At 74.0% G+C, this 20,937-nt stretch carries 23 protein-coding genes; 4 read left to right on the forward strand and 19 right to left on the reverse strand.

Features of this window, described 5'->3' with window-relative positions; genetic code table 11:
- The 5 genes from QZX64_RS12820 to smc all read right to left on the reverse strand — a co-directional run.
- A partial coding sequence (locus QZX64_RS12820; protein WP_295660484.1) for a hypothetical protein occupies nt 1–470 on the reverse strand: 470 nt, incomplete at its 3' end.
- Nucleotides 471–523: 53 nt separating this feature from the next.
- Complete coding sequence (gene ftsY, locus QZX64_RS12825) at nt 524–1,654, reverse strand: signal recognition particle-docking protein FtsY (RefSeq protein WP_295660486.1); 1,131 nt, start codon at nt 1,652–1,654, stop codon at nt 524–526.
- A gap of 56 nt (nt 1,655–1,710) precedes the next feature.
- On the reverse strand, nt 1,711–1,959 hold the full coding sequence (locus QZX64_RS12830; protein WP_295660489.1) for a hypothetical protein: 249 nt from the start codon (nt 1,957–1,959) through the stop codon (nt 1,711–1,713).
- Between the two features lie 90 nt (nt 1,960–2,049).
- Nucleotides 2,050–2,502, reverse strand: a complete 453-nt coding sequence (locus QZX64_RS12835; RefSeq protein ID WP_295660493.1) for a thioesterase family protein — start codon at nt 2,500–2,502, stop codon at nt 2,050–2,052.
- A 13-nt stretch (nt 2,503–2,515) separates the two neighbouring features.
- Nucleotides 2,516–6,070, reverse strand: coding sequence for a chromosome segregation protein SMC (smc, locus tag QZX64_RS12840; protein ID WP_295660498.1), 3,555 nt, complete (start codon nt 6,068–6,070; stop codon nt 2,516–2,518).
- A gap of 119 nt (nt 6,071–6,189) precedes the next feature.
- Here smc and QZX64_RS12845 point away from each other — a divergent pair, with 119 nt between their 5' ends.
- The gene (locus QZX64_RS12845; RefSeq protein ID WP_295660502.1) at nt 6,190–6,489 is read left to right on the forward strand and encodes a DUF3467 domain-containing protein; all 300 of its coding nucleotides are present in this window, start codon (nt 6,190–6,192) and stop codon (nt 6,487–6,489) included.
- A gap of 108 nt (nt 6,490–6,597) precedes the next feature.
- Here the strand turns inward: QZX64_RS12845 and QZX64_RS12850 are convergent, their stop codons facing one another.
- The 11 genes from QZX64_RS12850 to QZX64_RS12900 form a co-directional block, all read right to left on the reverse strand.
- The gene (locus QZX64_RS12850; protein WP_295660505.1) at nt 6,598–6,807 is read right to left on the reverse strand and encodes a hypothetical protein; all 210 of its coding nucleotides are present in this window, start codon (nt 6,805–6,807) and stop codon (nt 6,598–6,600) included.
- A gap of 100 nt (nt 6,808–6,907) precedes the next feature.
- On the reverse strand, nt 6,908–7,774 hold the full coding sequence (gene mutM / locus QZX64_RS12855) for a bifunctional DNA-formamidopyrimidine glycosylase/DNA-(apurinic or apyrimidinic site) lyase (RefSeq protein WP_295660508.1): 867 nt from the start codon (nt 7,772–7,774) through the stop codon (nt 6,908–6,910).
- A gap of 3 nt (nt 7,775–7,777) precedes the next feature.
- Entirely contained in the window at nt 7,778–8,500 is a 723-nt protein-coding gene (gene rnc, locus QZX64_RS12860) for a ribonuclease III (RefSeq protein ID WP_295660549.1), read from the reverse strand.
- Nucleotides 8,501–8,513: 13 nt separating this feature from the next.
- Entirely contained in the window at nt 8,514–8,699 is a 186-nt protein-coding gene (gene rpmF / locus QZX64_RS12865) for a 50S ribosomal protein L32 (RefSeq protein WP_295660510.1), read from the reverse strand.
- A gap of 34 nt (nt 8,700–8,733) precedes the next feature.
- Nucleotides 8,734–9,297, reverse strand: a complete 564-nt coding sequence (locus QZX64_RS12870; RefSeq protein ID WP_295660552.1) for a DUF177 domain-containing protein — start codon at nt 9,295–9,297, stop codon at nt 8,734–8,736.
- 94 nt (nt 9,298–9,391) lie between these two features.
- Entirely contained in the window at nt 9,392–9,892 is a 501-nt protein-coding gene (coaD, locus tag QZX64_RS12875; RefSeq protein ID WP_295660512.1) for a pantetheine-phosphate adenylyltransferase, read from the reverse strand.
- 3 nt (nt 9,893–9,895) lie between these two features.
- The gene (gene rsmD / locus QZX64_RS12880; RefSeq protein ID WP_295660515.1) at nt 9,896–10,468 is read right to left on the reverse strand and encodes a 16S rRNA (guanine(966)-N(2))-methyltransferase RsmD; all 573 of its coding nucleotides are present in this window, start codon (nt 10,466–10,468) and stop codon (nt 9,896–9,898) included.
- 4 nt (nt 10,469–10,472) lie between these two features.
- On the reverse strand, nt 10,473–12,716 hold the full coding sequence (locus QZX64_RS12885; RefSeq protein WP_295660518.1) for an ATP-dependent DNA helicase RecG: 2,244 nt from the start codon (nt 12,714–12,716) through the stop codon (nt 10,473–10,475).
- A gap of 12 nt (nt 12,717–12,728) precedes the next feature.
- Nucleotides 12,729–14,363, reverse strand: a complete 1,635-nt coding sequence (locus QZX64_RS12890) for a DAK2 domain-containing protein (RefSeq protein ID WP_295660521.1) — start codon at nt 14,361–14,363, stop codon at nt 12,729–12,731.
- A gap of 147 nt (nt 14,364–14,510) precedes the next feature.
- Nucleotides 14,511–14,696: a 50S ribosomal protein L28 gene (gene rpmB / locus QZX64_RS12895; protein ID WP_295660524.1), complete on the reverse strand. Its 186-nt coding sequence runs from the start codon at nt 14,694–14,696 to the stop codon at nt 14,511–14,513.
- Between the two features lie 119 nt (nt 14,697–14,815).
- Nucleotides 14,816–15,787 carry a thiamine-phosphate kinase gene (locus tag QZX64_RS12900; RefSeq protein WP_295660526.1) on the reverse strand — a complete coding sequence of 324 codons (972 nt, stop codon included), beginning with the start codon at nt 15,785–15,787 and terminating at the stop codon, nt 14,816–14,818.
- 124 nt (nt 15,788–15,911) lie between these two features.
- Between QZX64_RS12900 and QZX64_RS12905 the strand changes: the two genes are divergently transcribed.
- Complete coding sequence (locus QZX64_RS12905; protein ID WP_295660530.1) at nt 15,912–16,148, forward strand: Lrp/AsnC family transcriptional regulator; 237 nt, start codon at nt 15,912–15,914, stop codon at nt 16,146–16,148.
- A gap of 5 nt (nt 16,149–16,153) precedes the next feature.
- On the forward strand, nt 16,154–16,666 hold the full coding sequence (locus QZX64_RS12910) for a DUF3515 domain-containing protein (protein WP_295660533.1): 513 nt from the start codon (nt 16,154–16,156) through the stop codon (nt 16,664–16,666).
- A 10-nt stretch (nt 16,667–16,676) separates the two neighbouring features.
- Here the strand turns inward: QZX64_RS12910 and QZX64_RS12915 are convergent, their stop codons facing one another.
- On the reverse strand, nt 16,677–17,801 hold the full coding sequence (locus QZX64_RS12915) for a D-alanine--D-alanine ligase family protein (RefSeq protein ID WP_295660536.1): 1,125 nt from the start codon (nt 17,799–17,801) through the stop codon (nt 16,677–16,679).
- A 33-nt stretch (nt 17,802–17,834) separates the two neighbouring features.
- Here QZX64_RS12915 and QZX64_RS12920 point away from each other — a divergent pair, with 33 nt between their 5' ends.
- A complete protein-coding gene (locus QZX64_RS12920) occupies nt 17,835–18,920 on the forward strand; it encodes a PLP-dependent aspartate aminotransferase family protein (protein WP_295660539.1) in 1,086 nt (361 codons plus the stop codon).
- A gap of 126 nt (nt 18,921–19,046) precedes the next feature.
- Here the strand turns inward: QZX64_RS12920 and QZX64_RS12925 are convergent, their stop codons facing one another.
- Together QZX64_RS12925 and QZX64_RS12930 are read right to left on the reverse strand one after the other, a co-directional pair.
- Nucleotides 19,047–20,060, reverse strand: coding sequence for an NAD(P)H-dependent glycerol-3-phosphate dehydrogenase (locus QZX64_RS12925; protein ID WP_295660542.1), 1,014 nt, complete (start codon nt 20,058–20,060; stop codon nt 19,047–19,049).
- Nucleotides 20,057–20,827, reverse strand: coding sequence for a 1-acyl-sn-glycerol-3-phosphate acyltransferase (locus tag QZX64_RS12930; protein WP_295660545.1), 771 nt, complete (start codon nt 20,825–20,827; stop codon nt 20,057–20,059). The genes QZX64_RS12925 and QZX64_RS12930 overlap by 4 nt, the downstream gene beginning before the upstream one ends.
- Nucleotides 20,828–20,937: the final 110 nt, after the last annotated feature.

Genomic DNA, 20,937 nt, shown 5'->3' on the forward strand with positions numbered 1-20,937 from the left:
ATGCCGGCTGCCGCCCCCACCTCCTGGTAGTGGCCGATGGGACCGTGCGGGTGGCTCGCGGCCCCCGGGTTGCGGCGCCGGTAGCGACGGGTGTCGAAGAGCGGGTGCGTGGGCGTGCGGAAGGCCTTGCGGCGCAGGTAGACCAGGAAGACGTCACGGCGGCCGACGTCGGCGTGGTAGGACTCGGCGAAGAAGCGGCGGTCGAAGAGCGGGTGCGGCGAGGGCCGCCTGCCGACCGGCGTGCGCAGGTAGTGGCGCACCAGCTCCAGCCGGGTGCCCCCCACCCCGGCCTGCTGCGCGTAGTACGCCTCGTCGAACAGCGGCGACCGCATCAGCCTCGTGGCGTCGGGACCGAGCCTGGCCGGCGGCGGCGGCGGGCTCGACCGCCCGTCGAGGACCCGGCCGACCGCACGCCGCAGCCGGGCGATGCCGGGCGTGCCGTCATCGCCCTGCTCCACGTGCGCGTCCACCAGTCCTGCCTTCCGGGTGCGTGCTGCGTCGTCGGCCCCCGCCCGTGCCGTGATCAGCCCAGGAGGGCGTCGACGAACGCACCGGAGTCGAAGACGGCCAGGTCGTCGGGCCCCTCGCCGAGGCCGACGAGCTTCACGGGGACGCCGAGCTCCCGCTGGACCGCGACGACGATACCGCCCTTGGCCGACCCGTCGAGCTTCGTCAGCACGATGCCGGTGACGTCGACGACCTCGCTGAACACCCGGGCCTGGATCATGCCGTTCTGGCCGGTGGTGGCGTCCAGGACGAGCAGCACCTCGGTGACGGGAGCCTGCTTCTCGATGACGCGCTTGACCTTGCCGAGCTCGTCCATGAGACCGGCCTTGTTCTGCAGGCGGCCGGCGGTGTCGACGAGGACGGTGTCGACGCCCTGCTCGGTGCCCTGCCGGACCGCCTCGAAGGCGACGCTCGCGGGGTCGCTGCCCTCGGGGCCGCGCACGACGTCCACGCCGACGCGCTCCCCCCAGGTCGCGAGCTGGTCGACGGCCGCCGCGCGGAACGTGTCGGCCGCGCCCAGGAGGGCGGTGCGATCCTCGGCCACCAGGATGCGGGCGATCTTGCCGACCGTGGTGGTCTTGCCGGAGCCGTTGACGCCCACCACCAGGACGACGCCGGGCTTGCCGTCCGCGCCGCTCACCTGGACGCGCCGGTCCATCTCCGGGTCGACGAGCGCGAGAAGCTCCTCGCGCAGCACGCTGCGGACGTCGGGAGCGGTGCCGCCCTCGACCCGGAGCCGGGTGCGCAGCCGCTCGACCAGCTGCTGGGTCGGGGCAACCCCGATGTCGGCGGTCAGCAGGGTGTCCTCGATGGACTCCCAGGTGTCCTCGTCGAGCCGTTCGCGGGTGAGCAGCGCCAGCAGGCCGCGACCCAGGGTCCCCTGCGAGCGCGCGAGCCGCTCGCGCAGCCGCACCAGCCGCGAGGCGGTGCCCTCGGGGCGCTCGACCGTCGGCGCCACCGGGGCCTCGACGAGGTCGGTGGGTGCCTCGGGGGCCTCGACGCCCGTCTCGGGAGGAGCGGTGGTGATGACGTCGGTGCTACCCGCCGGGGGCGCCGCCCCGCGGCCGCGCCCCGAGGTCAGCAGGCCGACGACGGTGAGCAGTCCGACGACTGCGATGCCGATGATCAGAAAGAGCCAGTCACCCATGCGGCAATCCAATCAGACGCGGCTCCCCGACCGGCCGCCGCCGACCCCCCCGAGGCTCAGACGCGGTGCTGACCCGGCTGTGGGTGCGGTCGGGCGTCGGGCTGGACGTCGTGCTGGACGTCGTGCTGGGCGTCGGCGTGCTGGTCCTCCTCGAGCGTCGGCAGCCTCTCGACGCCCTTCCTCATCGCATCGCCGAGCCAGGGCGCCCCGGGGACGTCGGCACCGCGGTGCGGCCAGGCGACGTAGACCACGACGCCGGTCGCGGCGACCAGGACGAGGAGCATGGTGAGGATGATGGCGGTCACGGATCGATCACTCCCGAGCGGTCGGCTGCACGTCGCCCCAGCGTGGCACACGCCGTCGGTGCGGCCGGCATCCCCGGCGTGGCGCGCGGGTCAGCCGCGCAGGAGCGGGGTGACGGCGGTGCGCACCACGTCCGGCAGGGGCACCACGGGCCGCTGCCCGGCGCCGTGGGCGTTGTCGACGTAGACGTGCACGAAGCGGCCCTCCGCGGCGGCCTCGTCGCCGTCGCCCTGGAAGAGGCCGATGCGGTAGACGACCGACGAGGTGCCCACCTTGTCCACGACCAGCCCGGTCTCGATCGGCTCGGGGAAGCCGATCTCGCGGAAGTAGCGGCAGGAGGTCTCGGCGACCACGCCGATCGCCGGCAGCCGCCGTACGTCGGTGCCCGTGGCCTGGTAGAGGTGGGCGTTCACGGCGGTGTCGAAGAGCTCGTAGTAGGTCGCGTTGTTGAGGTGGCCGTAGGCGTCGTCGTCGCGCCAGCGGGTGGTGACGGTGCGCCACGCCACGTAGTCGGCCCGGGTCGGCCCCGGTGCGCGGTCCCCCATCACGCGGCCCCGGTCACGCGCTCTCGGCGTCGCGGAGCCGCTGGCTGATGACCGCCGAGACGCCGTCGCCGCGCATCGTGACGCCGTACAGCGCGTCGCCGACCTCCATGGTGCGCTTCTGGTGGGTGATGACGAGCAGCTGGGAGTTCTCGCGCAGCTCCTCGTAGATCTCGAGCAGCCGGCCGAGGTTGGTGTCGTCCAGCGCGGCCTCGACCTCGTCGAGGATGTAGAACGGCGAGGGGCGGGCCTTGAACAGCGCCACCAGGAACGCCACCGCGACCAGTGAGCGCTCCCCGCCCGAGAGCAGCGAGAGCCGCTTGACCTTCTTGCCCGCGGGGCGGGCCTCCACCTCGATGCCGGTGTTCAGCATGTCGCCCGGCTCGGTGAGCACCAGGCGGCCCTCGCCACCGGGGAAGAGCCGGGCGAAGGTGGAGTCGAAGGCGCGCTCGACGTCGGCGTACGCCTCGGCGAAGACCTGCTCGACGCGGGTGTCGACCTCGCGGACGATGTCGAGGAGGTCCTTGCGGGTCCGCCTGAGGTCCTCGAGCTGCTCGGTGAGGAACCGGTGGCGCTCCTCCATCGCGGAGAACTCCTCGAGCGCGAGCGGGTTGACCCGGCCCAGCATGCTCAGGGCCCGCTCCGCGGCACGCAGGCGCCTCTGCTGCTCCTCGCGCACGTACGGCGCCGGCTCGGGCGGCTCCTCGCCGTCGGCGACCTCGCCGGCGAACGGCACGGGGACCTCTGGCCCGTAGTCGGTGACCAGCGCCTCGGGGTCGAGGCCGAGCTCCTCGAGCGCCCGCTCCTCGAGCTGCTCGATCCGCATCCTCTGCTGAGTGCGGGCCATCTCGTCGCGGTGCACCGAGCTGACCAGCTCGTCGTGCTCGCGACCGAGGTCGCGCAGCGCCGTGCGGACCGCCAGCAGATCCTGCTCCCGGCTGTGCCGGGCACGCTCGATGTCGCCGCGCGCCTCGGAGGCCAGCACGATGGAGTGCTCCAGCCGGCCGAGGACGACCGCGACCGCGGCACCCACGGACTCGGCCGCCCGGCCCTCGCGCAGGATGCGCTCGCGGCGCTCGCGGGCCTTGGCGCGCGACTCGCGCTCGGCGCGGGCCGACCGGAGCAGGGCGTCGGCGCGCCCGTGCAGCGCCCGGGCCCGCTCCTCGGCGGTGCGCAGCCCGAGCCGGGCGTCCATCTCACCCTGCCGGGCGGCGCGTGCCTGCTCGACCAGGCGCTCACGGTCGGCGACGTCGGGCTCCTCGTCGCTGGCCTCCTCGGCGGCGGCGAGCCGTCGCTCGAGCTCGGCGAGGCCGGCCAGGTCGTTCTCGTGGGCCTGCTCGGCGGTGGCGATGGCCTTCTCGAGCCGCTCGGCCTCGCCGCGGGCGGCGCGGGCCTGCGAGCCGTACTGCCCGAGCTCCTCGGCCACCGCGGCCAGCGTCGCGTCGGACTCGTGCAGCTTGGCGAGCGCCACGTCGCTGCGCTTGAGCGCCTCCAGGCGCGCCGACTCCAGGCGGGAGATCTCGAAGCCCAGCCGCTCCGCCGCGGCCGTGGCCTCCGCGAGCTGCTCGGTGGCCTCGTCGACCGCGGCCTGGACCTCGATCAGGCTCGGCTGGCTCGAGGAGCCGCCGGAGGCGTAGTGGGCGCCGATCAGGTCGCCGGCCCGGGTCACCGCGGTGACACCGGGCACCTCCGCGACCAGGGCGCGCGCGGCGTCGAGGTCGTCGACCACCGCGACGTGGTGGAGCAGCCGGGCCAGGGCGCCGTCGAGCGCGGTCGGCCCCTCGACGACCCCGACGGCGTACGTCGCCCCGTCGGGCAGCGCGGGCCAGGGGCGGTCGTCGGCCGGGGCTCCGCCCAGCAGCAGTCCGGCCCGGCCGAGGTCGTCGTCTCGGAGGTGCCGCATGGCGGCGACGGCGGCGTCGGCGTCGGTGACGGCGACCGCGTCGGCAGCCGAGCCGAGCGCCGCGGCGACGGCGGCCTCGAACCCCGGGCGCACCGCGAGCAGCGCGGCGACCGAGCCCATCAGCCCCGACACGGGGTCGGAGGCCGCCAGCAGCGCGCCGGCGCCGTCCTTGCGGTTGAGCCCGATCTCGAGGGCGTCCTTGCGGGCCAGCAGGCCGGTGCGCTCCCGATCGGCCTGCTGCGCCTCGTCGCGGGCCTTCGCGAGCCGCTCCTCGATGTCGTCGAGGGCGGCGACGGCCGCCTCGTGCTCGGCGTCGAGCCCCTCCTCGCCCGCGTCGAGGCCGGCGACCCTGGTCTCCAGGGCGGTGAAGTCGCGCTGCGCGCGCTCGGCCCGGGCCACGACCTCCTCGCGGGCGGCGGTGAGGCGGGCGACCTCGTCGTCGTTGGCGGCGGCGCGCGACTTGATGGCGTTGACCTGGCCGTGCAGGCGGGCGAGGCCCTCGCGGCGGTCGGCCGCCGCGCGCTGGAGGCCGGCGATGCGGCGGTCCTCCTCGGCCGCGGCGTCCTCGGCCGCGCGACGGGCCGTGACCGCCTCCTCCAGCGCGGTGCGCAACGACTCGACCTCGGCGCCGATCTCCTGCTCCTGAGCGCGCACGCGTGCCGCCTCGCCCTCGAGCTGCCCCGGGTCGCGGCCGCCGTGGTCGACGTCGTCCTCGCTCGTGCCGGCGGCGTTGCGCACCCGCTCGGCCGCCAGCGACTGCGTGCCGCGCAGCCGCTCCTTCAGCCCGGAGAGGGCGAAGTACGTCTCCTGCGCGGCCGCCAGCGCCGGCAGGTCCTTGCGGAGGGCGGCCTCCAGCGCCGACTCGCGGGCGCGGGCCTCGGTGACGGCGGCCTCGACCTGCGCGCGCCGCTCGAGGAGCAGCGACTCGTCGGCGAGCTCCTGGGTCAGTGCCGTGCGCGCGGTGACGAGGTCGTCGGCGACCAAGCGGGCCCGGGCGTCGCGCACGTCGGCCTGCACCGCGACCGCCCGCCGTGCCACCTCGGCCTGCCGGCCCAGCGGCTTGAGCTGGCGGCGGATCTCGGAGAGGAGGTCGGTGAGCCGGGTGAGGTTGCCCTCGGTGGAGTCGAGCTTGCGGAGCGCCTTCTCCTTGCGCTTGCGGTGCTTGAGGACTCCGGCGGCCTCCTCGATGAAGCCGCGGCGGTCCTCGGGGGTCGCGTGCAGGATCTGGTCGAGCTGGCCCTGGCCGACGATGACGTGCATCTCGCGGCCGATGCCGGAGTCGGACAGCAGCTCCTGGACGTCGAGGAGACGGCAGGACTGGCCGTTGATGGCGTACTCGGAGCCGCCGTTGCGGAACATCGTGCGGCTGATCGTCACCTCGGCGTACTCGATCGGCAGCGCGCCGTCGGCGTTGTCGATGGTCAGCGCGACCTCGGCGCGGCCCAGCGGCGGGCGGCCGGACGTGCCGGCGAAGATGACGTCCTCCATCTTGCCGCCGCGCAGCGACTTGGCGCCCTGCTCGCCCATCACCCAGGCGAGGGCGTCGACGACGTTCGACTTGCCGGAGCCGTTCGGCCCCACGATGCAGGTGATGCCGGGCTCCAGCTGGAGCGTCGTGGAGGACGCGAAGGACTTGAACCCCTTGAGGGTCAGGCTCTTCAGGTACACCCTGGCTCCTCCGCGGCACCTCGGCTCGACTGGACGCGGCATCCTCTCAGACACCGGCGTGGGGCCCAGCGCCGCTCACCCTACTCGTCGCCGACCGGGGCGCCGGTAGCGTCGGCGGCATGTCAGACGCCGAGCCGGACCAGCCCTCCTCCGCACCGCCGAACTTCCAGATCGCCGTGCCCGACGACCAGGCCGGCGGGGTGTGGGCGAACTTCGCGGCGGTCTCGCACAGCCCCTACGAGTTCACCATCGACTTCGCGCGGATGGACTACGCGCACCCGCGCGAGGACGGCAGCCACCAGGGCACCGTCGTGGCGCGGGTCAACCTCTCCCCGCTCATGGTCACCCAGCTCCTCGAGGCCCTGAACAGCAACTGGCAGGGGTACGCCGCCCGCTCCATGCCGCCCGAGGCGCACTGACCTCTGACCTCATCCTCGCCGACGCCCGCGTCGAGGAGCCCGCGTCGACGAGACGACGCGGGGGGCTGCTGCTGCGACACGGGGCTGGTGCGGCCCGGGGAGGGACGCTCAGGCGTGCATCATCTGCTCGAGCGCCTGGGTCTCGCGCTCGAGGAGAACGGCTGCCTGCGCTGCGGTGAGCCGGTCGTTCTCCTGCTGCAGCCGGACGACGAGCCGCTCGAGGTCGGCGACGCGGGCGCGCAGGCGGTGGTTCTGGGCGGAGAGACGGGCGGTGGTCCGCGGGTCGCTGTTCAGGTGACCGATCAGCGCCTTGGCCATGGGCGAGCCTTTCAGGTGCGGGTGGGGACAACGGCCCGTGCGGGCCGTCTTCAAGAGTCCCACCGAGGGTGCGGCGGGTCAATCCCGGCCGGTGTGGCTGTCAGCGGGCGGCCGGCGCACGCCGTCGACGCGGCACCGGCTGGCACACCGGACAGAAGTACGACGACCGGTTCATGAAGGGCGCCCGCCGGATGGGGGTGCCGCAGCGCTGGCACGGCAGGCCCTCCTGGCCGTAGGCGTGCAGCGAGCGGTCGAAGTAGCCGGACTGCCCGTTGACGTTGACGTAGAGCGCGTCGAAGGAGGTGCCGCCCTGCTCCAGGGCGGCCGCCATCACCGCCCGGGCATGGGCGAGCACCTCGCCCACCTGGGCGCGGGTGAGCCGGTCGCCGGGCCGCTCGCCGTGCACCCGGGCCCGCCACAGCGCCTCGTCGGCGTAGATGTTCCCGACCCCCGAGACGAGCGTCTGGTCGAGGAGCTGCCGCTTGACCGCGGACGGGCGCCGCCGCACGCGGGCCACGAACGCGTCGTCGTCGAAGGCGGGGTCCAGCGGGTCGCGGGCGATGTGGGCGATCTCGGTCGGCAGGCCGGCGCCCCCCTGGGACACCAGCAGCCCACCGAACATCCGCTGGTCGACGAAGCGCAGCTCGTGCTCGGGGCGGTCGAGGGTGAAGCGCACCCGCAAGTGCCTCTCGTCGGGCCGGGCCGGCGCCTGGACCAGCATCTGCCCGCTCATGCCGAGGTGGCCGAGGAGGGCGTCGCCGTTGTCGAGGGCGAGCCAGAAGTACTTGCCGCGGCGCCTGGCCGCGTCGACGCGCCGGCCGGTCAGCGCGGCGGCGAAGCCGTCGGCGCCCCGCGGGTCACGACGGACCGGGCGGTGATGGAGCACCTCGACGCGCTCGATCGTGGTGCCGACGACGTGGGTGGCGAGCCCGAGGCGCACGACCTCGACCTCGGGCAGCTCCGGCACCGCTCAGCCGGGAGGAGGGGCGGCAGAGGGGACGGCGACAGGGGCGACGGTCGCCCGGATGGCGACGTAGGCGGTCTCGGCGGCGGCCTGCTCCGCCTCCTTCTTCGAGCGGCCCTCGCCGTGGCCGTAGAGCTGCTCCCCGACCCGGACCCGGGCGGTGAAGGTCTTCATGTGGTCGGGGCCGTCGTCCTCGATGACGTACTCGGGCACGCCGAGGCCGTGCGCGGCGGAGAGCTCCTGCAGGGAGGTCTTCCAGTCCAGCCCGGCGCCCATGGCGGCGGCGGCCTCCATCAGCGGGTCGAAGAGCCGGTGCACCACCGGGCCCGAGGCCTCGAAGCCGCCGGAGAGGTGGATGGCGCCGATCACGGCCTCGACCGTGTCGGAGAGGATCGAGGCCTTGTCGCGGCCACCGGTCGACTCCTCGCCCCGGCCCAGCTTGATGTGCTCGCCGAGCCCGAGCTCACGGGCGACCCCGGCGAGGGCGCGGGCGTTGACCACCGCGGCGCGGAGCTTGGCCAGCCGCCCCTCGGAGAGGTCGGGGTGGGTCGTGTAGAGCGCCTCGGTGACGATGACCCCGAGGACGGAGTCGCCGAGGAACTCCAGCCGCTCGTTGGTGGGCAGGCCGCCCTTCTCGTAGGCGTACGAGCGGTGCGTCAGCGCGCGGTCCAGCAGCTCGGCGTCCAGGACCGGATCGCCGAGCGCGACACGCAGACTCGCGGTGGTCAGCGCGTCGCCCGGTTCAGAGAACCTGGCGACGGTCGGCGCGGGCGCCGTACTGGCCGCACTGACCGCACGCACGGTGCGGCAGGTGCTTGGCACCGCAGGCGGGGTTCGCGCAGGTCACGAGGGAGGGCGCGACGGCCTTCCACGCCGACCGACGGTGGCGCGTGTTGCTGCGCGACATCTTCCGCTTCGGGACAGCCACTGTTTTCTCCTCACACGGGCCGGAGGTCCGGCCATCACTGGTTCTGGTCGCGATCCGGCTGGAGGGCCTGGAGGCCCGCCCACCGCGGATCGATCGCTGCGTCGTGCCCGTGACCGGGATCGTCCGCGAGCCGCGCGCCACACTCGACGCACAGGCCCGGACAGTCGTCCCGGCACAGCGGCTGGAACGGCAGTGCGAGCACCACCGCGTCCCGCAGCAGGGGTTCGAGGTCGAGCAGGTCGTCCTCGAGCTTGCTGGCCTCGTCGTCGAGCTCCTCGTCGGAGTCGTCGTGCCGGATGTCGTCGTAGACGTACAGCTCCTGGAGATCGACGACGAGCTCGTCCTCGATGGGCTCCAGGCACCGCACGCACTCGCCGTGGAGCACGGCCTGCGCCGTACCCGTGACCAACACGCCCTCCATGACCGCCTCGAGGCGCAGGTCGAGGTCGACCGGCGAGCCCTCGGCGACACGGAGCACTTCGATGCCGAGTTCTGGCGGGGCCGGAACGGTGACGACCACCTGACGCTGGGACCCCGGGCGGCGACCGAGCTCGCGAGTATCGAGCACGAGCGGCGCTCTCGGGTCCAGGCTGTTCAGGGCTCAACTCCAGTCCGGCACGACAGAACCCATGAATCCTAACGGGCGGGCGTCGACGGGACCAAAACGCACCGGACCGCACCGCCTCATCGGCTCACTGCTCGCGCGTGCGCTCGGCCAGCCGCTCCCTCAGCAGGTCGTGCACGAAGCCGGGCACCAGGCCGGCGACGTCGCCCCCGAACGCGGCGACCTCCTTGACCAGCGAGGAGGCCAGGAAGGAGTACTCGGGGCTCGTCGGCACGAACACCGTCTCGATCGGCGCGAGGCTGGAGTTCATCTGCGCCATCTGCAGCTCGTAGTCGAAGTCGCTCACCGCCCGCAGGCCCTTCACGATGGCGACGATGTCGTGCTCCCGGCAGAAGTCGGTGAGCAGCCCGGCGAACCCGTCGACACGCACGTTGGGCAGGTCGCGGCAGGCGGTCCGGAGCATCTCGATGCGCTCGTCGGCGGTGAACAGGCGGTTCTTGGAGGCGTTGACCCCCACCGCCACCACGACCTCGTCGAACAGGGACGCCGCTCGCCCCACGATGTCGAGGTGTCCGTTGGTCACCGGGTCGAACGAACCGGGGCACACGACACGACGGCGTGCGGGCACGGGCTACTCCTCCGGGTTGGTGGCGGCGCGACCGTACCAAAGCATCGTCTCGCCGTACCTGCGCTGCCGCTCCCCCACCAGCCCCTCGGGCCAGGTGAGCGGCTCGCCGCGGGAGGAGCGCTCGACGACCACCAGCGCTCCGGGCACCAGCCAGTGGTGGCCCACCAGCGCCGCCAGGTCGGCGACCACCCGGGACGACGCGTGCGGGTAGGGCGGGTCGAGGAAGGCCACGTCGTACGGCGCGGACGGCACCGTGGCCAGCGCGGTGGAGACCGAGGCGGTGAGCACGTGGGCGCGGGCGTCGAGCGCACGGGCGTTGTCGGCGACGAGCGCGGCGGTACGCCGGTCCTGCTCGACCAGGGTGACCACCCCGGCGCCCCGCGACCAGGCCTCGAGGCCGACGGCGCCCGACCCGGCGTACAGGTCGAGGAAGCGCAGGCCCGACAGCGAGCCGCACCACGACTCGATCGCCGAGAACAGCGCCTCCCGCACCCGGTCGCTGGTCGGCCGCGTGGCCGCGCCCCTGGGTGTCTGGAGCCGGCGACCTCCGGCACTCCCCCCGATGATCCGCGTCATGCCCCTATGACTTCTCCATGAACTCAGACTCGCGGGTCTTCTCCATCTCGTCCACCACGCGGGCCAGCGCGGGCGCCCGCTCGAGCGCGGGGTCGTCGGCGAGCAGCTCCTCGGCGGCCCCGCGGGCGCGCACGATCGTCTTCTCGTCGCGCAGCACCCGCAGCGACACCAGGCTGGAGCGGAAGCCGCTCTGGTTGCGGCCGAGCACGTCGCCCTCACGGCGCTGCTCGAGGTCGACGCGGCTGAGCTCGAAGCCGTCGGTGGTCGCGGCGACGGCGTCGAGCCGCACCCGGGCGTCGCTGCCGGCCTCGGACCGGGTGACCAGCAGGCACAGACCGGGGTGGCCGCCCCGGCCGACGCGCCCACGGAGCTGGTGGAGCTGGGAGACGCCGAAGCGGTCGGCGTCCATGAGCACCATGGCCGTGGCGTTGGCGACGTCGACGCCCACCTCGATGACGGTGGTCGACACCAGCACGTCGATCTCGCCCGCGGCGAAGGCGCGCATCACGGCGTCCTTCTCGTCGGGCGGCATCCTGCCGTGCAGCATCCGCACCCGCAGGCCGGGCAGCCGCTGCGTCGAGAGCTCCTCGACCAGGTCGGTCACCGCGGCGAGCGCCTGGCGCGGAGCCACCGGCGCGCCCTCGTCGTCGAGGTCGAGCTGGTCGGTCTCGCCCTGCTCGGGCTCGTCGCCGCTGATGCGGGGGCACACGACGTAGGCCTGGTGGCCCTTCTCGACCTCCTCGCGCACCCGGTGCCACACCCGGTCGATCCAGTGCGGCTGGTCGACCAGCGGCACGACGCTGGTCTGGATCGGGGCGCGTCCGGCCGGCAGCTCGGAGAGCACGGAGGTCTCGAGGTCGCCGAAGACGGTCATCGCCACCGTCCGTGGGATCGGGGTGGCGGTCATGACGAGCACGTGCGGGGGGCTGCCGGCCTTGTCGGTGAGCGCGGCGCGCTGCTCGACGCCGAAGCGGTGCTGCTCGTCGACGACGACGAGCCCGAGGTCGGCGAAGGTGACGCCCTCCTCGAGCAGCGCGTGCGTGCCGAGCGCGATGCCCGCCTCCCCGCTGGCCATCGCGAGCATCGCCTCCTGGCGCTGCGCCCTGCCCATCGAGCCGGTGAGCAGGACGACGCGGGTGGCCTCGGGGGCACCGCCCAGCATGCCGCCGGCCGCGAGGTCGCCCAGCATCGCGGTGATGCTGCGGTGGTGCTGCTGGGCCAGCACCTCGGTGGGCGCCAGCAGCACGGCCTGACCACCGGAGTCGACCACGCGCAGCATGGCGCGCAGGGCCACCAGCGTCTTGCCCGACCCGACCTCGCCCTGGAGCAGGCGGTTCATGGGGTGGCTCTGCGCCAGCTCCTCCTCGAGGAGCTCCCCGATCTCGCGCTGGCCGTCGGTCAGGGTGAACGGCAGCCGGGCGTCGAAGGCCGTCAGCAGTCCTCCCCCGCCGGTGCGGGCCTGGGCGCCGAGGGCGCGCTGGGCGGCACGGCGCCGCGCCATCACGAGCTGGAGGATCAGCGCCTCCTCGAAGCGGAACCGCTTCTGCGCGGCCCCCAGCTGCCGGTGGTCGTCGGGGGCGTGCACCCAGCGCAGGGCCGCCATCACGTCGAGCACGCCGTAGCGCTCGCGCAGCTCCGGGGAGAGGACGTCAGGCACGTCGCTGACGACGTCGAGGGCGAGCTGGACGGCCTTCTGGACGTCCCAGGAGTACACCCCTGCCGTCACCGGGTAGATCGGGAGGAGCCCCTTGAGGCTGGCCGCCAGGCCGCCCTCCGCAGCGTCGGCGTCGTCGCCCTCCGTCGCCCCGAACATCACCGAGTGCGGCGAGGCGAGCTGCCAGGACCCGGCGAAGCGCTGCGCCTTGCCGGTGAACATGCCGCTGCCGCCCACCGCCATCCGCCGCTGCTCGTTGTCGGCCTGGGTCTTGTGGGGCAGGAAGAAGGAGCAGGTGAACGAGGGCCCGTTGGTCTCGATGCGCACCTCGACGCGGAAGCCCGGCTTGCGGGTCCGCTTGTTCAGGAACGAGCGGACCTCGCTGCGCGTGACCCGGCCCACGACGCTGAGCAGGTCGCCCTCTCGCGGCTCGGCCACCTCGGAGAGCTCGGTGGTCTTCACGTAGCGGCGCGGGAAGTGCCAGACGAGGTCCCCGACGGTGGCGAGGCCCAGACCCTTGGAGATGGCGTCGCGCTTCCTCACCGAGCGCCCGAAGACGCTCGCGATCGGCGAGTCGGGGGTGATGGCGACCATGGCTGCCGGGGCCTACTCGACCGACACCAGGAGGGGGTAGCGCGCCTGGCCGCCGTCGTACACGACGACGTCGACGTGCGGGTGCTCCGCCTCGACGTACGCCGCGCACCGGCGTGCCAGCTCCTCGGCACCCTCCTCGGCGCCCGCCACGATCGTCACGAGCTCGCCGCCGCCGCCGAGGAGACGCTCGAGGACGTCGACCGCGACGGCGTGCAGGTCGTCGCCCACGACCGCGAAGTCGCCGGCGATGACGCCGAGCACGTCGCCGGGCCGGCACGGCCCGGCCATGGTGATGGCCTGCCGGACGGCGACCGTGACGGCGCCGTGGCGGGTGTGCCGGGCGGTGGCGGTCATCTCCAGCACGTCGGCGTCCAGCCGGCGCCCCGGCTCGTGCACGGCGGCCGCCGCGAGGCCCTGCACCTGCGCCTGGGTGGGGATCACCACGACCGTCACGTCGCCCGACTGCTCCGCCGTGCGGGCGGCGACCTCCGCCACGCGCACCGAGTCGGCGTCGTTGGGCAGCAGGACCACCTCGGCGGCGCCGCACGACTCGATGGCCGCCAGGACCTGGCCGGACGACGGTCGCTGCCCGGGCCCGCCGTGCACGACGATCGCGCCGGCCTGCTCGAAGAGCGTCGCCAGGCCGGGACCGGCGGCGACGGCCACCAGCCGCCGTCCGGTGCGGGTGGCGGCCGGGCGGCCGGCCACCTGGTCGGCGAAGTGGGTCACCCGCACCCGGTGCGGCCGGCCGGCGGCGATGCCGGCCTCGATCGCCGCGCCGACGTCGTCGACGTGGACGTGGACGTTCCACAGGCCCTCGCCGCCGACCACGACGAGGCTGTCGCCCAGCGGGGCCAGCGACGTCTTGAGCGCCGAGACGGCGGCGTCGTCGGCATCGAGGAGGTACATCACCTCGTACGCCGGCCCGTCGGGCCCGAGGCCGTGGCCGGCGACCGGCGACGGGATCCGGGGCCCGCCACCGCGACGCGGCGAGGTCGTCAGCGGGCGGCGCCCGGTGAGGACGGTCTCGGCGGCGTCGAGCACCACGCTCAGGCCCCGGCCTCCGGCGTCGACCACGCCGGCGTCGGCCAGCACGCGGAGCTGCTCCGGCGTACGCGCCAGCGCCTCGCGGGCGGCCGCCGCGGCGGCCGAGAAGACGTCGCGCGCCCGCGCCGCCGGGACGGCCGCGCTCACCAGGGCGGCGTCGCTGGCGGCCCGGGCGACGGTGAGCATCGTGCCCTCCACGGGCGTTCCGACGGCTGCGTAGCTGGCGTCGGTCGCCAGCCGCAGGGCGTCGGCCATCACGACGGCGTTGCGCTCCTGGGCGGTGGCCGAAACCAGGCGCGAGACGATGCCGCCGAGCAGCTGCGAGAGGATCACCCCGGAGTTGCCGCGCGCGCCGAGCAGCGCCCCGCGCGAGAACGCGGCCATCGCGGCCGGGAAGTCGGCGCCGTCGGCGACCGCGGCGCGGATCGCGTCCCGGGCGGCCGAGACGGTGAGGAACATGTTCGTGCCCGTGTCGCCGTCGGGCACGGGGTAGACGTTGAGGGCGTCGATCTCCTCCCGCGCGGCGGCCAGGGTGTCGGTCGCCACGTCCACGAAGCGCAGCACGGTCGCGAGGGTGATGCCGTGCGGCACGGTCTCCATGGCCACCCCCTCCTGGTGCGCACCGCCCCCGGACGCGCGTCGAGTGCCACAGGGTAGTGCCCGGTGGCGACACCGCGGCGCCGGGACGCCGGACGTGCGATGGGCCCCGCGAGCAGGTGCTCGCGGGGCCCGTCGGTCAGCGTGGGATCAGCGCGAGACCTTGCCGGCCTTGAGGCAGCCGGTGCACACGTTCATGCGCTGGGGGGTGCCGTTGACCGTGGCACGCACCCGCTGGATGTTGGGGTTGAAGCGACGCTTCGTAATCTTGCGCGACCACGGCCGGTTGTTGCCGAAGCCGGGCTTCTTGGCGCAGATGTCACAGACGGCAGCCACCGGGTACTCCTGAGGTTCGTTGATTCATGTCAGAGGGCCCGCCATGGCCGACCGGGCCGGCGAGCAACCGCGCAAGAGTATCCGACAGCCCGGCGAACGCTGAAATCGCACGGGCCCGGTCAGAAGTGCACCCACCCGGTGGGGCCGTCGTACGCCGCGCCGTCGACCGTGACGCCCTCCCCCTCGCGCACCTCACCGACGACGGTCCAGCCGTCGGGCACGCGGTCGGGCGGGAACGTCGCGAGCAGCGCATGGTCGTCGCCACCGCCCAGCACGAACCTCATCGGGTCGGCACCCAGGGCCGATCCCACCGCGTGCAGCGGCTCGGGCACCTCCAAGGCGGCGCGGTGGAGGTCGAGGGTCACCCCCGACTCCTCGGCGAGGTGACCGGCGTCGGACAGCAGGCCGTCGGAGACGTCGATCATGGCGGTGGCGCCGGCCTGGGCGGCGGCCTGCCCGGCGTCGTACGGCGGCTCCGGGCGCCGGTAGGCCTCGACCAGCACCCGGGGCGAGCGGAAGCCGCGGCCCAGGACGGCCAGCCCGCCGGCGGCCCAGCCCTGGCGCCCGCACAGGGCCACCACGTCGCCGGGCTCGGCGCCGGACCGCAGCACGGGGCTCTGGGCGCACGAGCCCATCACGGTCACGGCGATCACCACCTCGTCGGCGCGGGTCAGGTCGCCGCCCACGACGCTGGCACCGACCAGCGCGCACTCCTCGGCGAAGCCGCGCGCGAAGTCCAGCGCCCACTGCACCGGCAGGTCGGCGGGCGCGGCCAGCCCGACGGTGAGCGAGTGGGCGCGCCCGCCCATCGCGTTGACGTCGGAGAGGTTCTGGGCGGCGGCCCGGTGCCCGACGTCCTCGGCGCTCGCCCAGTCGCGGCGGAAGTGCCGGCCCTCCACCATCAGGTCGGTGGAGACGACCACGTGGCCGCTCCGGATGCGCAGCACCGCCGCGTCGTCGCCGGGGCCGACCAGCACGTGCTCGCCCTGCTCGAAGATGCGGGTGAGGGCGCCGATCAGGCCGAACTCCCCGGCGTCCGCCAGGGTCGCGTCGGCGGGGAACGGGGGCGTCGCGGACGGCTGGGAGGGCATGGCCCCATCCCACCAGACGACGGGCGGAAGGCGTGTCACCGGTGCGCGCGGGAGGGCTGTCGGGCGCCCGACGCTGCACGGTAGGTTGGCCGCGACAGCCGCACTACGAGACCGAGGAGTCCTGATGGTCGTCCAGGCCTACATCCTGATCCAGACCGACGTCGGCAAGGCCGCCGAGGTCGCCACCGCCATCGCCCAGGTCAAGGGAGTGACGCTCGCGGAGGACGTGACCGGGCCCTACGACGTCATCGTCCGCGCGGAGGCCCGCAACGTCGACGAGCTCGGCAAGCTCGTGGTGTCGAAGGTGCAGAGCCTCGACGGCATCACCCGCACCCTCACCTGCCCGGTCGTGCACATCTGACCGGGTTGCCCATCACCGCGTCCGTACGACGCCCCGGACCGTCTCGGCTCCGGGGCGTCGTCGCGTGCGCCCTCCTGCTCGGGATGGCCGGGTGCGGCTCGGAGGTGTCCATCGAGGACCGTGAGGTCCCCGCCGGGGAGGCCGCCGTGTGCCGCGAGCTGCTCGACGACCTGCCCGACACCGTGGCGGGGGCGCAGCGGCGTTCCGTCAGTCCCGACGACGCGCTGGGTGCCGCCTGGGGCGACGACCCGGCCCTGGTGCTGGAGTGCGGCACGACGATGCCCGCGTCCTTCGACGAGTTCGCGTCGTGCACCGTGGCCGACGGCACGCAGTGGTTCGTGCCGGACGATGCGGCGATGGAGGACCTGGGCGCCGACATCACCGTGTGGTCCCTCGGCTACGAGCCGGTCGTGCAGGTGCGCGTCCCCGGCGTCTACCGCCAGCGCTCCGACGTCGTGCTGAAGGAGCTCGGCGGGCCCGTCACCGCCGAGCTGGAGCTGGTGAGGCCCTGCTCGTGACGAGCCGGGCTCAGCGCAGCCCGGTGCCGCGCCGCAGCGCCAGCTGGAGCAGGCGGTCGACCAGCGCCGGGTAGTCGAGGCCGGACTCGGCCCACATCCGCGGGAACATCGAGGTCTGGGTGAAGCCCGGCATCGTGTTCAGCTCGTTGACGACGAGTGAGTGGTCGGGCATGACGAAGAAGTCGACGCGGGCCAGGCCCTCCCCGGAGACCGCCTCGAAGCAGCGCACGGCGAGCTCGCGCATCTCGGCCTCGACCTCGGCGGGCAGGTCCGCGGGCACGTCGAGCTCGGTGTGCTCCTCGGGCAGGTACTTGGCCGCGAAGTCGTAGAACTCGTGGTCACCGCCGATGCGGATCTCGGCGGGCCGGGTGGTCTCGACACCGCCGTCGAGGGTGCCCAGCACCCCGCACTCGACCTCGCGGGCCCCGACCGCAGCGACCTCGACGAGCACCTTGGGGTCGTGGCGGAACGCCTCCACCAGCGCCGCGTCGACCTCGCTCGCGTCGTGGACCTTGCTGATCCCGATGCTCGAGCCGCCGCGCGCGGGCTTGGCGAAGGCCGGGAAGCCCAGCGCCGCGATGCGCTCGCGGCAGCCGGTCGCGTCGGCCCGCCACTCCCGCTCGGTGACCGTGACCCCGGGCATGACCGGCAGGCCCGCCGCCTGGAGGACGATCTTGAGGTAGGCCTTGTCCATGCTGACGGCCGAGGCGAGCACGCCGGCACCGACGTAGCGGACCCCGGCCATCTCGAACATGCCCTGGATGGTGCCGTCCTCGCCCCACGGGCCGTGGAGCACCGGGAAGACCACGTCGACCTCGCCCAGCGTGCGGGGCGTCGCCGAGGGGGCGCTCACCACGATGTCGGTGCGGCCCTCCTCGCGCAGCAGCGCGATGGAGTCCCCGTCCCCGTCGACCTCGGGCAGCGCGCCGGGCGTGGTGAGCCGGAGCCGGGAGGTGTCGGAGGACTCCAGCACCCACCGCCCGTCGGCCGCGATGCCGACCGGCACGACGTCGTAGGTGTCGCGGTCGATGGCGTCCATGACGCTCCCCGCCGTGATGCAGGAGATCGCGTGCTCGGAGGAGCGGCCGCCGAAGACGACGGCGACGCGGGGCTTGCGGCGGCTGGACTGGCTCATCGGCGTCGACCCTAGCCGCCTAGGGTCGTCCCCATGCCCGCGGACTCACCCTCGAACGCCCTCAAGCCCAGCACCGTCGCCGTCACGGCCGGCCGCCCGCCCCACGAGCCGGACGCGCCGCTCAACACCCCCATCACGATGGCCGCGACGTACGTCGCCGGCGGCGACCTGGAGTACGGCCGCTACGGCAATCCCACCTGGACCGCGGTCGAGGACGTCATCGGGCAGCTGGAGGGCGGTCGCTGCCTGGCCTTCTCCTCCGGGCTGGCGGGCGTCGCCACGGTCCTCGACCTGGTCGGCAGGGACGCCAAGGTCGTGGCCCCGCGCCACGCCTACAACGGCACGGTGATGCAGCTGGCCGACCTGGAGTCGCGCGGCCGCCTGCGCGCGGAGCTGGTCGACATCACCGACACCGAGGCCGTGGTCCGCGCCTGCGACGACGCAGCCCTGGTGTGGCTGGAGTCCCCGACCAACCCGGCGCTGGAGATCGCCGACATCGCGACCATCACCGCCGCCGCGCACGAGGCCGGCGCCTACGTCGTGGTCGACAACACCTTCGCCACCCCTCTGCTGCAGACCCCGCTGGCCGACGGCGTCGACGTCGTCGTGCACTCGGCCACGAAGTACCTCGGCGGCCACAGCGACCTGCTCATGGGTGCGGTGGTGACGAGCGACGAGGAGCTGTACGCCGTGCTGAAGGGCCGCCGGGACCTGCTCGGCGCCGTGCCCGGCACGCTGGAGGCGTGGCTGACCCTGCGTGGGCTGCGCACGCTCCACCTGCGCGTCGAGAGGGCGCAGCAGAACGCCATGGAGCTGGCGCGTCGGCTGGCCGAGCACCCGGCCATCGGCGAGGTGCGCTATCCCGGCTTCGGCGGCATCCTGGCGGTGGTCCTGGCCGGAGGCGCGATGGCGGCCGACCTGCTGACGCGCAAGACCCGGCTCTGGGTGCACGCCACCTCGCTGGGCGGCGTGGAGTCGACGTTCGAGCGCCGCCGCCGCTGGAAGACCGAGGCCGCCACGATCCCCGACGGCCTGGTGCGGATGTCGGTGGGCATCGAGGACGTCGACGACCTCTGGGACGACCTCGTGCGGGCGCTCGACACGCTCACCGCGGGCTGACCCGCACCTCCCGCCGGTCGAGGTACGAGGAGCACCGGGGACGAGCTGCATCGTCGAGGCCGTGCACCGCACCGGGTCTCGACGCGCTCGTGCGACCTCGTCCCTCGGTCGGGCCGGGCCGTCTCATCAGTCCGTCTCGGCCTTGGTGTCCCGCGCGATGAAGCTCTCCATCATGTCCGGCGCCGTCAGCTTCCCGGCGACCACGTCGTCCACGTGCGCGGCGATGGGGGCGTCGATGCCGGTGCGCTCGGCCAGGGCCCGCAGCGACGAGCACGACTTGGCACCCTCGGCCACCTGGCGGCTGGAGTCGTAGATGTCCTGGGTCGTCATGCCCTCGCCGAGCTTCACCCCGAAGCTGCGGTTGCGCGAGAGCGGCGAGGAGCAGGTGGCGACCAGGTCGCCGAGCCCGGCGAGACCCATCAGCGTGAGCGGGTTGGCGTCCAGCGCCATCGCCAGGCGGGCGGTCTCGGCCAGGCCCCGGGTGATCACCGATGCTGTGGTGTTGTCACCGAAACCGAGGCCGACGGCCATGCCGACGGCGAGCCCCACCACGTTCTTGTAGGCGCCTCCGAGCTCGCAGCCGAGCACGTCGACGGAGGTGTAGGGACGGAACGCCGCGCTGTGGCACAGCGCCTGCAGCCGGCGCGCGACGTCCTCGTCCTCACAGGCGACCACGGAGGCGGCCGGCTCGCGCCGCGCGATCTCGCGGGAGAGGTTCGGCCCGCTCACGACGGCGATGCGGTCGGGGCCGGCGCCCGTCTCCTCGGCGATGACCTGGCTCATCCGGTCGAGCGAACCCAGCTCGACGCCCTTCATCAAGGACACGATGGGCGCGGTCGGCGGCAGGGCCGGCGCCCACTCCTGGAGGTTCGCGCGGAACGTCTGGGACGGCACCACCATGAAGACCGCCTCGGCCCCGGCGGCGGCCTCCTCCGGGTCGTGGGTGGCACGGATCGACCGCGGCAGCTCGATGCCGGGCAGGTAGTCGGCGTTCTGGTGGGTGGCGTTGACGGAGTCGCAGACCTCCTCGCGCCGGGCCCACAGCGTGACGTCGTTGCCGGCGTCGGCGAGCACCATCGAGAAGGCGGTGCCCCACGACCCGGCGCCGAAGACCGCCACCCTGCTCCTCGACGGGCTCACCGCTGGTCCTTCCGACGCGGGCTCCGGTGGGGGTTTCCGATCGCGGTGACCCCGGCGGTGCGCGGGTCGAAGCGCTCGGCCGGCGCCGACTCGCCACGGATGTCCTCCACGAGCGCCACGATGGCCGCCATGATGCGGTCGGTCGCCTGCCGCACGACGGCCGGCGTGATGTCGAGGGCCCGCAGGTCGTCCAGCGGCACAGGGTCGCCGGCCTTCATCACGATCTGCTTGGGCGGGAGGAGGTCGGGCCTCGTGGAGTACGGCGGCAGCAGGTGCTGGGCGCCCCACTGCCCCACCGGGACCACCGGGACGCCGGTCGCGAGCGCGAGCCGTGCGGCCCCCGACTTGCCGCGCATCGGCCACAGGTCCGGGTCGCGGGTCAGGGTGCCCTCCGGATAGACCACGACGCACTCGCCGGCCTCTATCGCGGCCACCGCCGCGGCGTAGGCGCCGGCGGCCGAGGCCGTCAGCCGCTCGACCGGGATCTGGCCGGCGGCGTGCAGGAACCCGCCGAGCCAGCGGTTGCGGAACAGCCCGGACTTCGCGAGGTAGCGCGGCAGCCGACCGTGGTCGTAGACGAAGTGCGCGCTGACCAGCGGGTCGGCGTGCGAGATGTGGTTGAGCACGACGATGCACCCGCCCGTGGCCGGGATCTTCTCACCGTCCACCCAGGTGCGCCGGGTGACGGAGAGCAGCGTGGGCTTGACGATCGAGGCAGCGAAGGTGAAGGCCCAGCCCCGCTTCTTCTCCAGCTTGCGAACCCGCACCGACGCCCTCGTCCTTCTCGTGTCCCGTCCCGCGCCGCAGCCCCCTGCGACGTGCAGTGCAGGCTACTCGCTCGCACGCCGACGGTACTGGCAAGATCGTGGCGATGTCC

Origin of the sequence: uncultured Nocardioides sp. (genome assembly GCF_902805925.1) — a bacterium.
GTDB lineage: Bacteria > Actinomycetota > Actinomycetes > Propionibacteriales > Nocardioidaceae > Nocardioides.

Bases quoted from the DNA above. Each gene is read 5' to 3' on its own strand.
- QZX64_RS12905 (WP_295660530.1), top strand. From the start codon at position 15,912: ATGGTCGTCCAGGCCTACATCCTGATCCAGACCGACGTCGGCAAGGCC.
- QZX64_RS12885 (WP_295660518.1), bottom strand. From the start codon at position 12,716: ATGGTCGCCATCACCCCCGACTCGCCGATCGCGAGCGTCTTCGGGCGC.
- QZX64_RS12890 (WP_295660521.1), bottom strand. From the start codon at position 14,363: ATGGAGACCGTGCCGCACGGCATCACCCTCGCGACCGTGCTGCGCTTC.
- QZX64_RS12845 (WP_295660502.1), top strand. From the start codon at position 6,190: ATGTCAGACGCCGAGCCGGACCAGCCCTCCTCCGCACCGCCGAACTTC.
- QZX64_RS12915 (WP_295660536.1), bottom strand. From the start codon at position 17,801: ATGAGCCAGTCCAGCCGCCGCAAGCCCCGCGTCGCCGTCGTCTTCGGC.
- rsmD (WP_295660515.1), bottom strand. From the start codon at position 10,468: ATGACGCGGATCATCGGGGGGAGTGCCGGAGGTCGCCGGCTCCAGACA.
- QZX64_RS12900 (WP_295660526.1), bottom strand. From the start codon at position 15,787: ATGCCCTCCCAGCCGTCCGCGACGCCCCCGTTCCCCGCCGACGCGACC.
- QZX64_RS12850 (WP_295660505.1), bottom strand. From the start codon at position 6,807: ATGGCCAAGGCGCTGATCGGTCACCTGAACAGCGACCCGCGGACCACC.
- ftsY (WP_295660486.1), bottom strand. From the start codon at position 1,654: ATGGGTGACTGGCTCTTTCTGATCATCGGCATCGCAGTCGTCGGACTG.
- QZX64_RS12835 (WP_295660493.1), bottom strand. From the start codon at position 2,502: ATGGGGGACCGCGCACCGGGGCCGACCCGGGCCGACTACGTGGCGTGG.
- QZX64_RS12920 (WP_295660539.1), top strand. From the start codon at position 17,835: ATGCCCGCGGACTCACCCTCGAACGCCCTCAAGCCCAGCACCGTCGCC.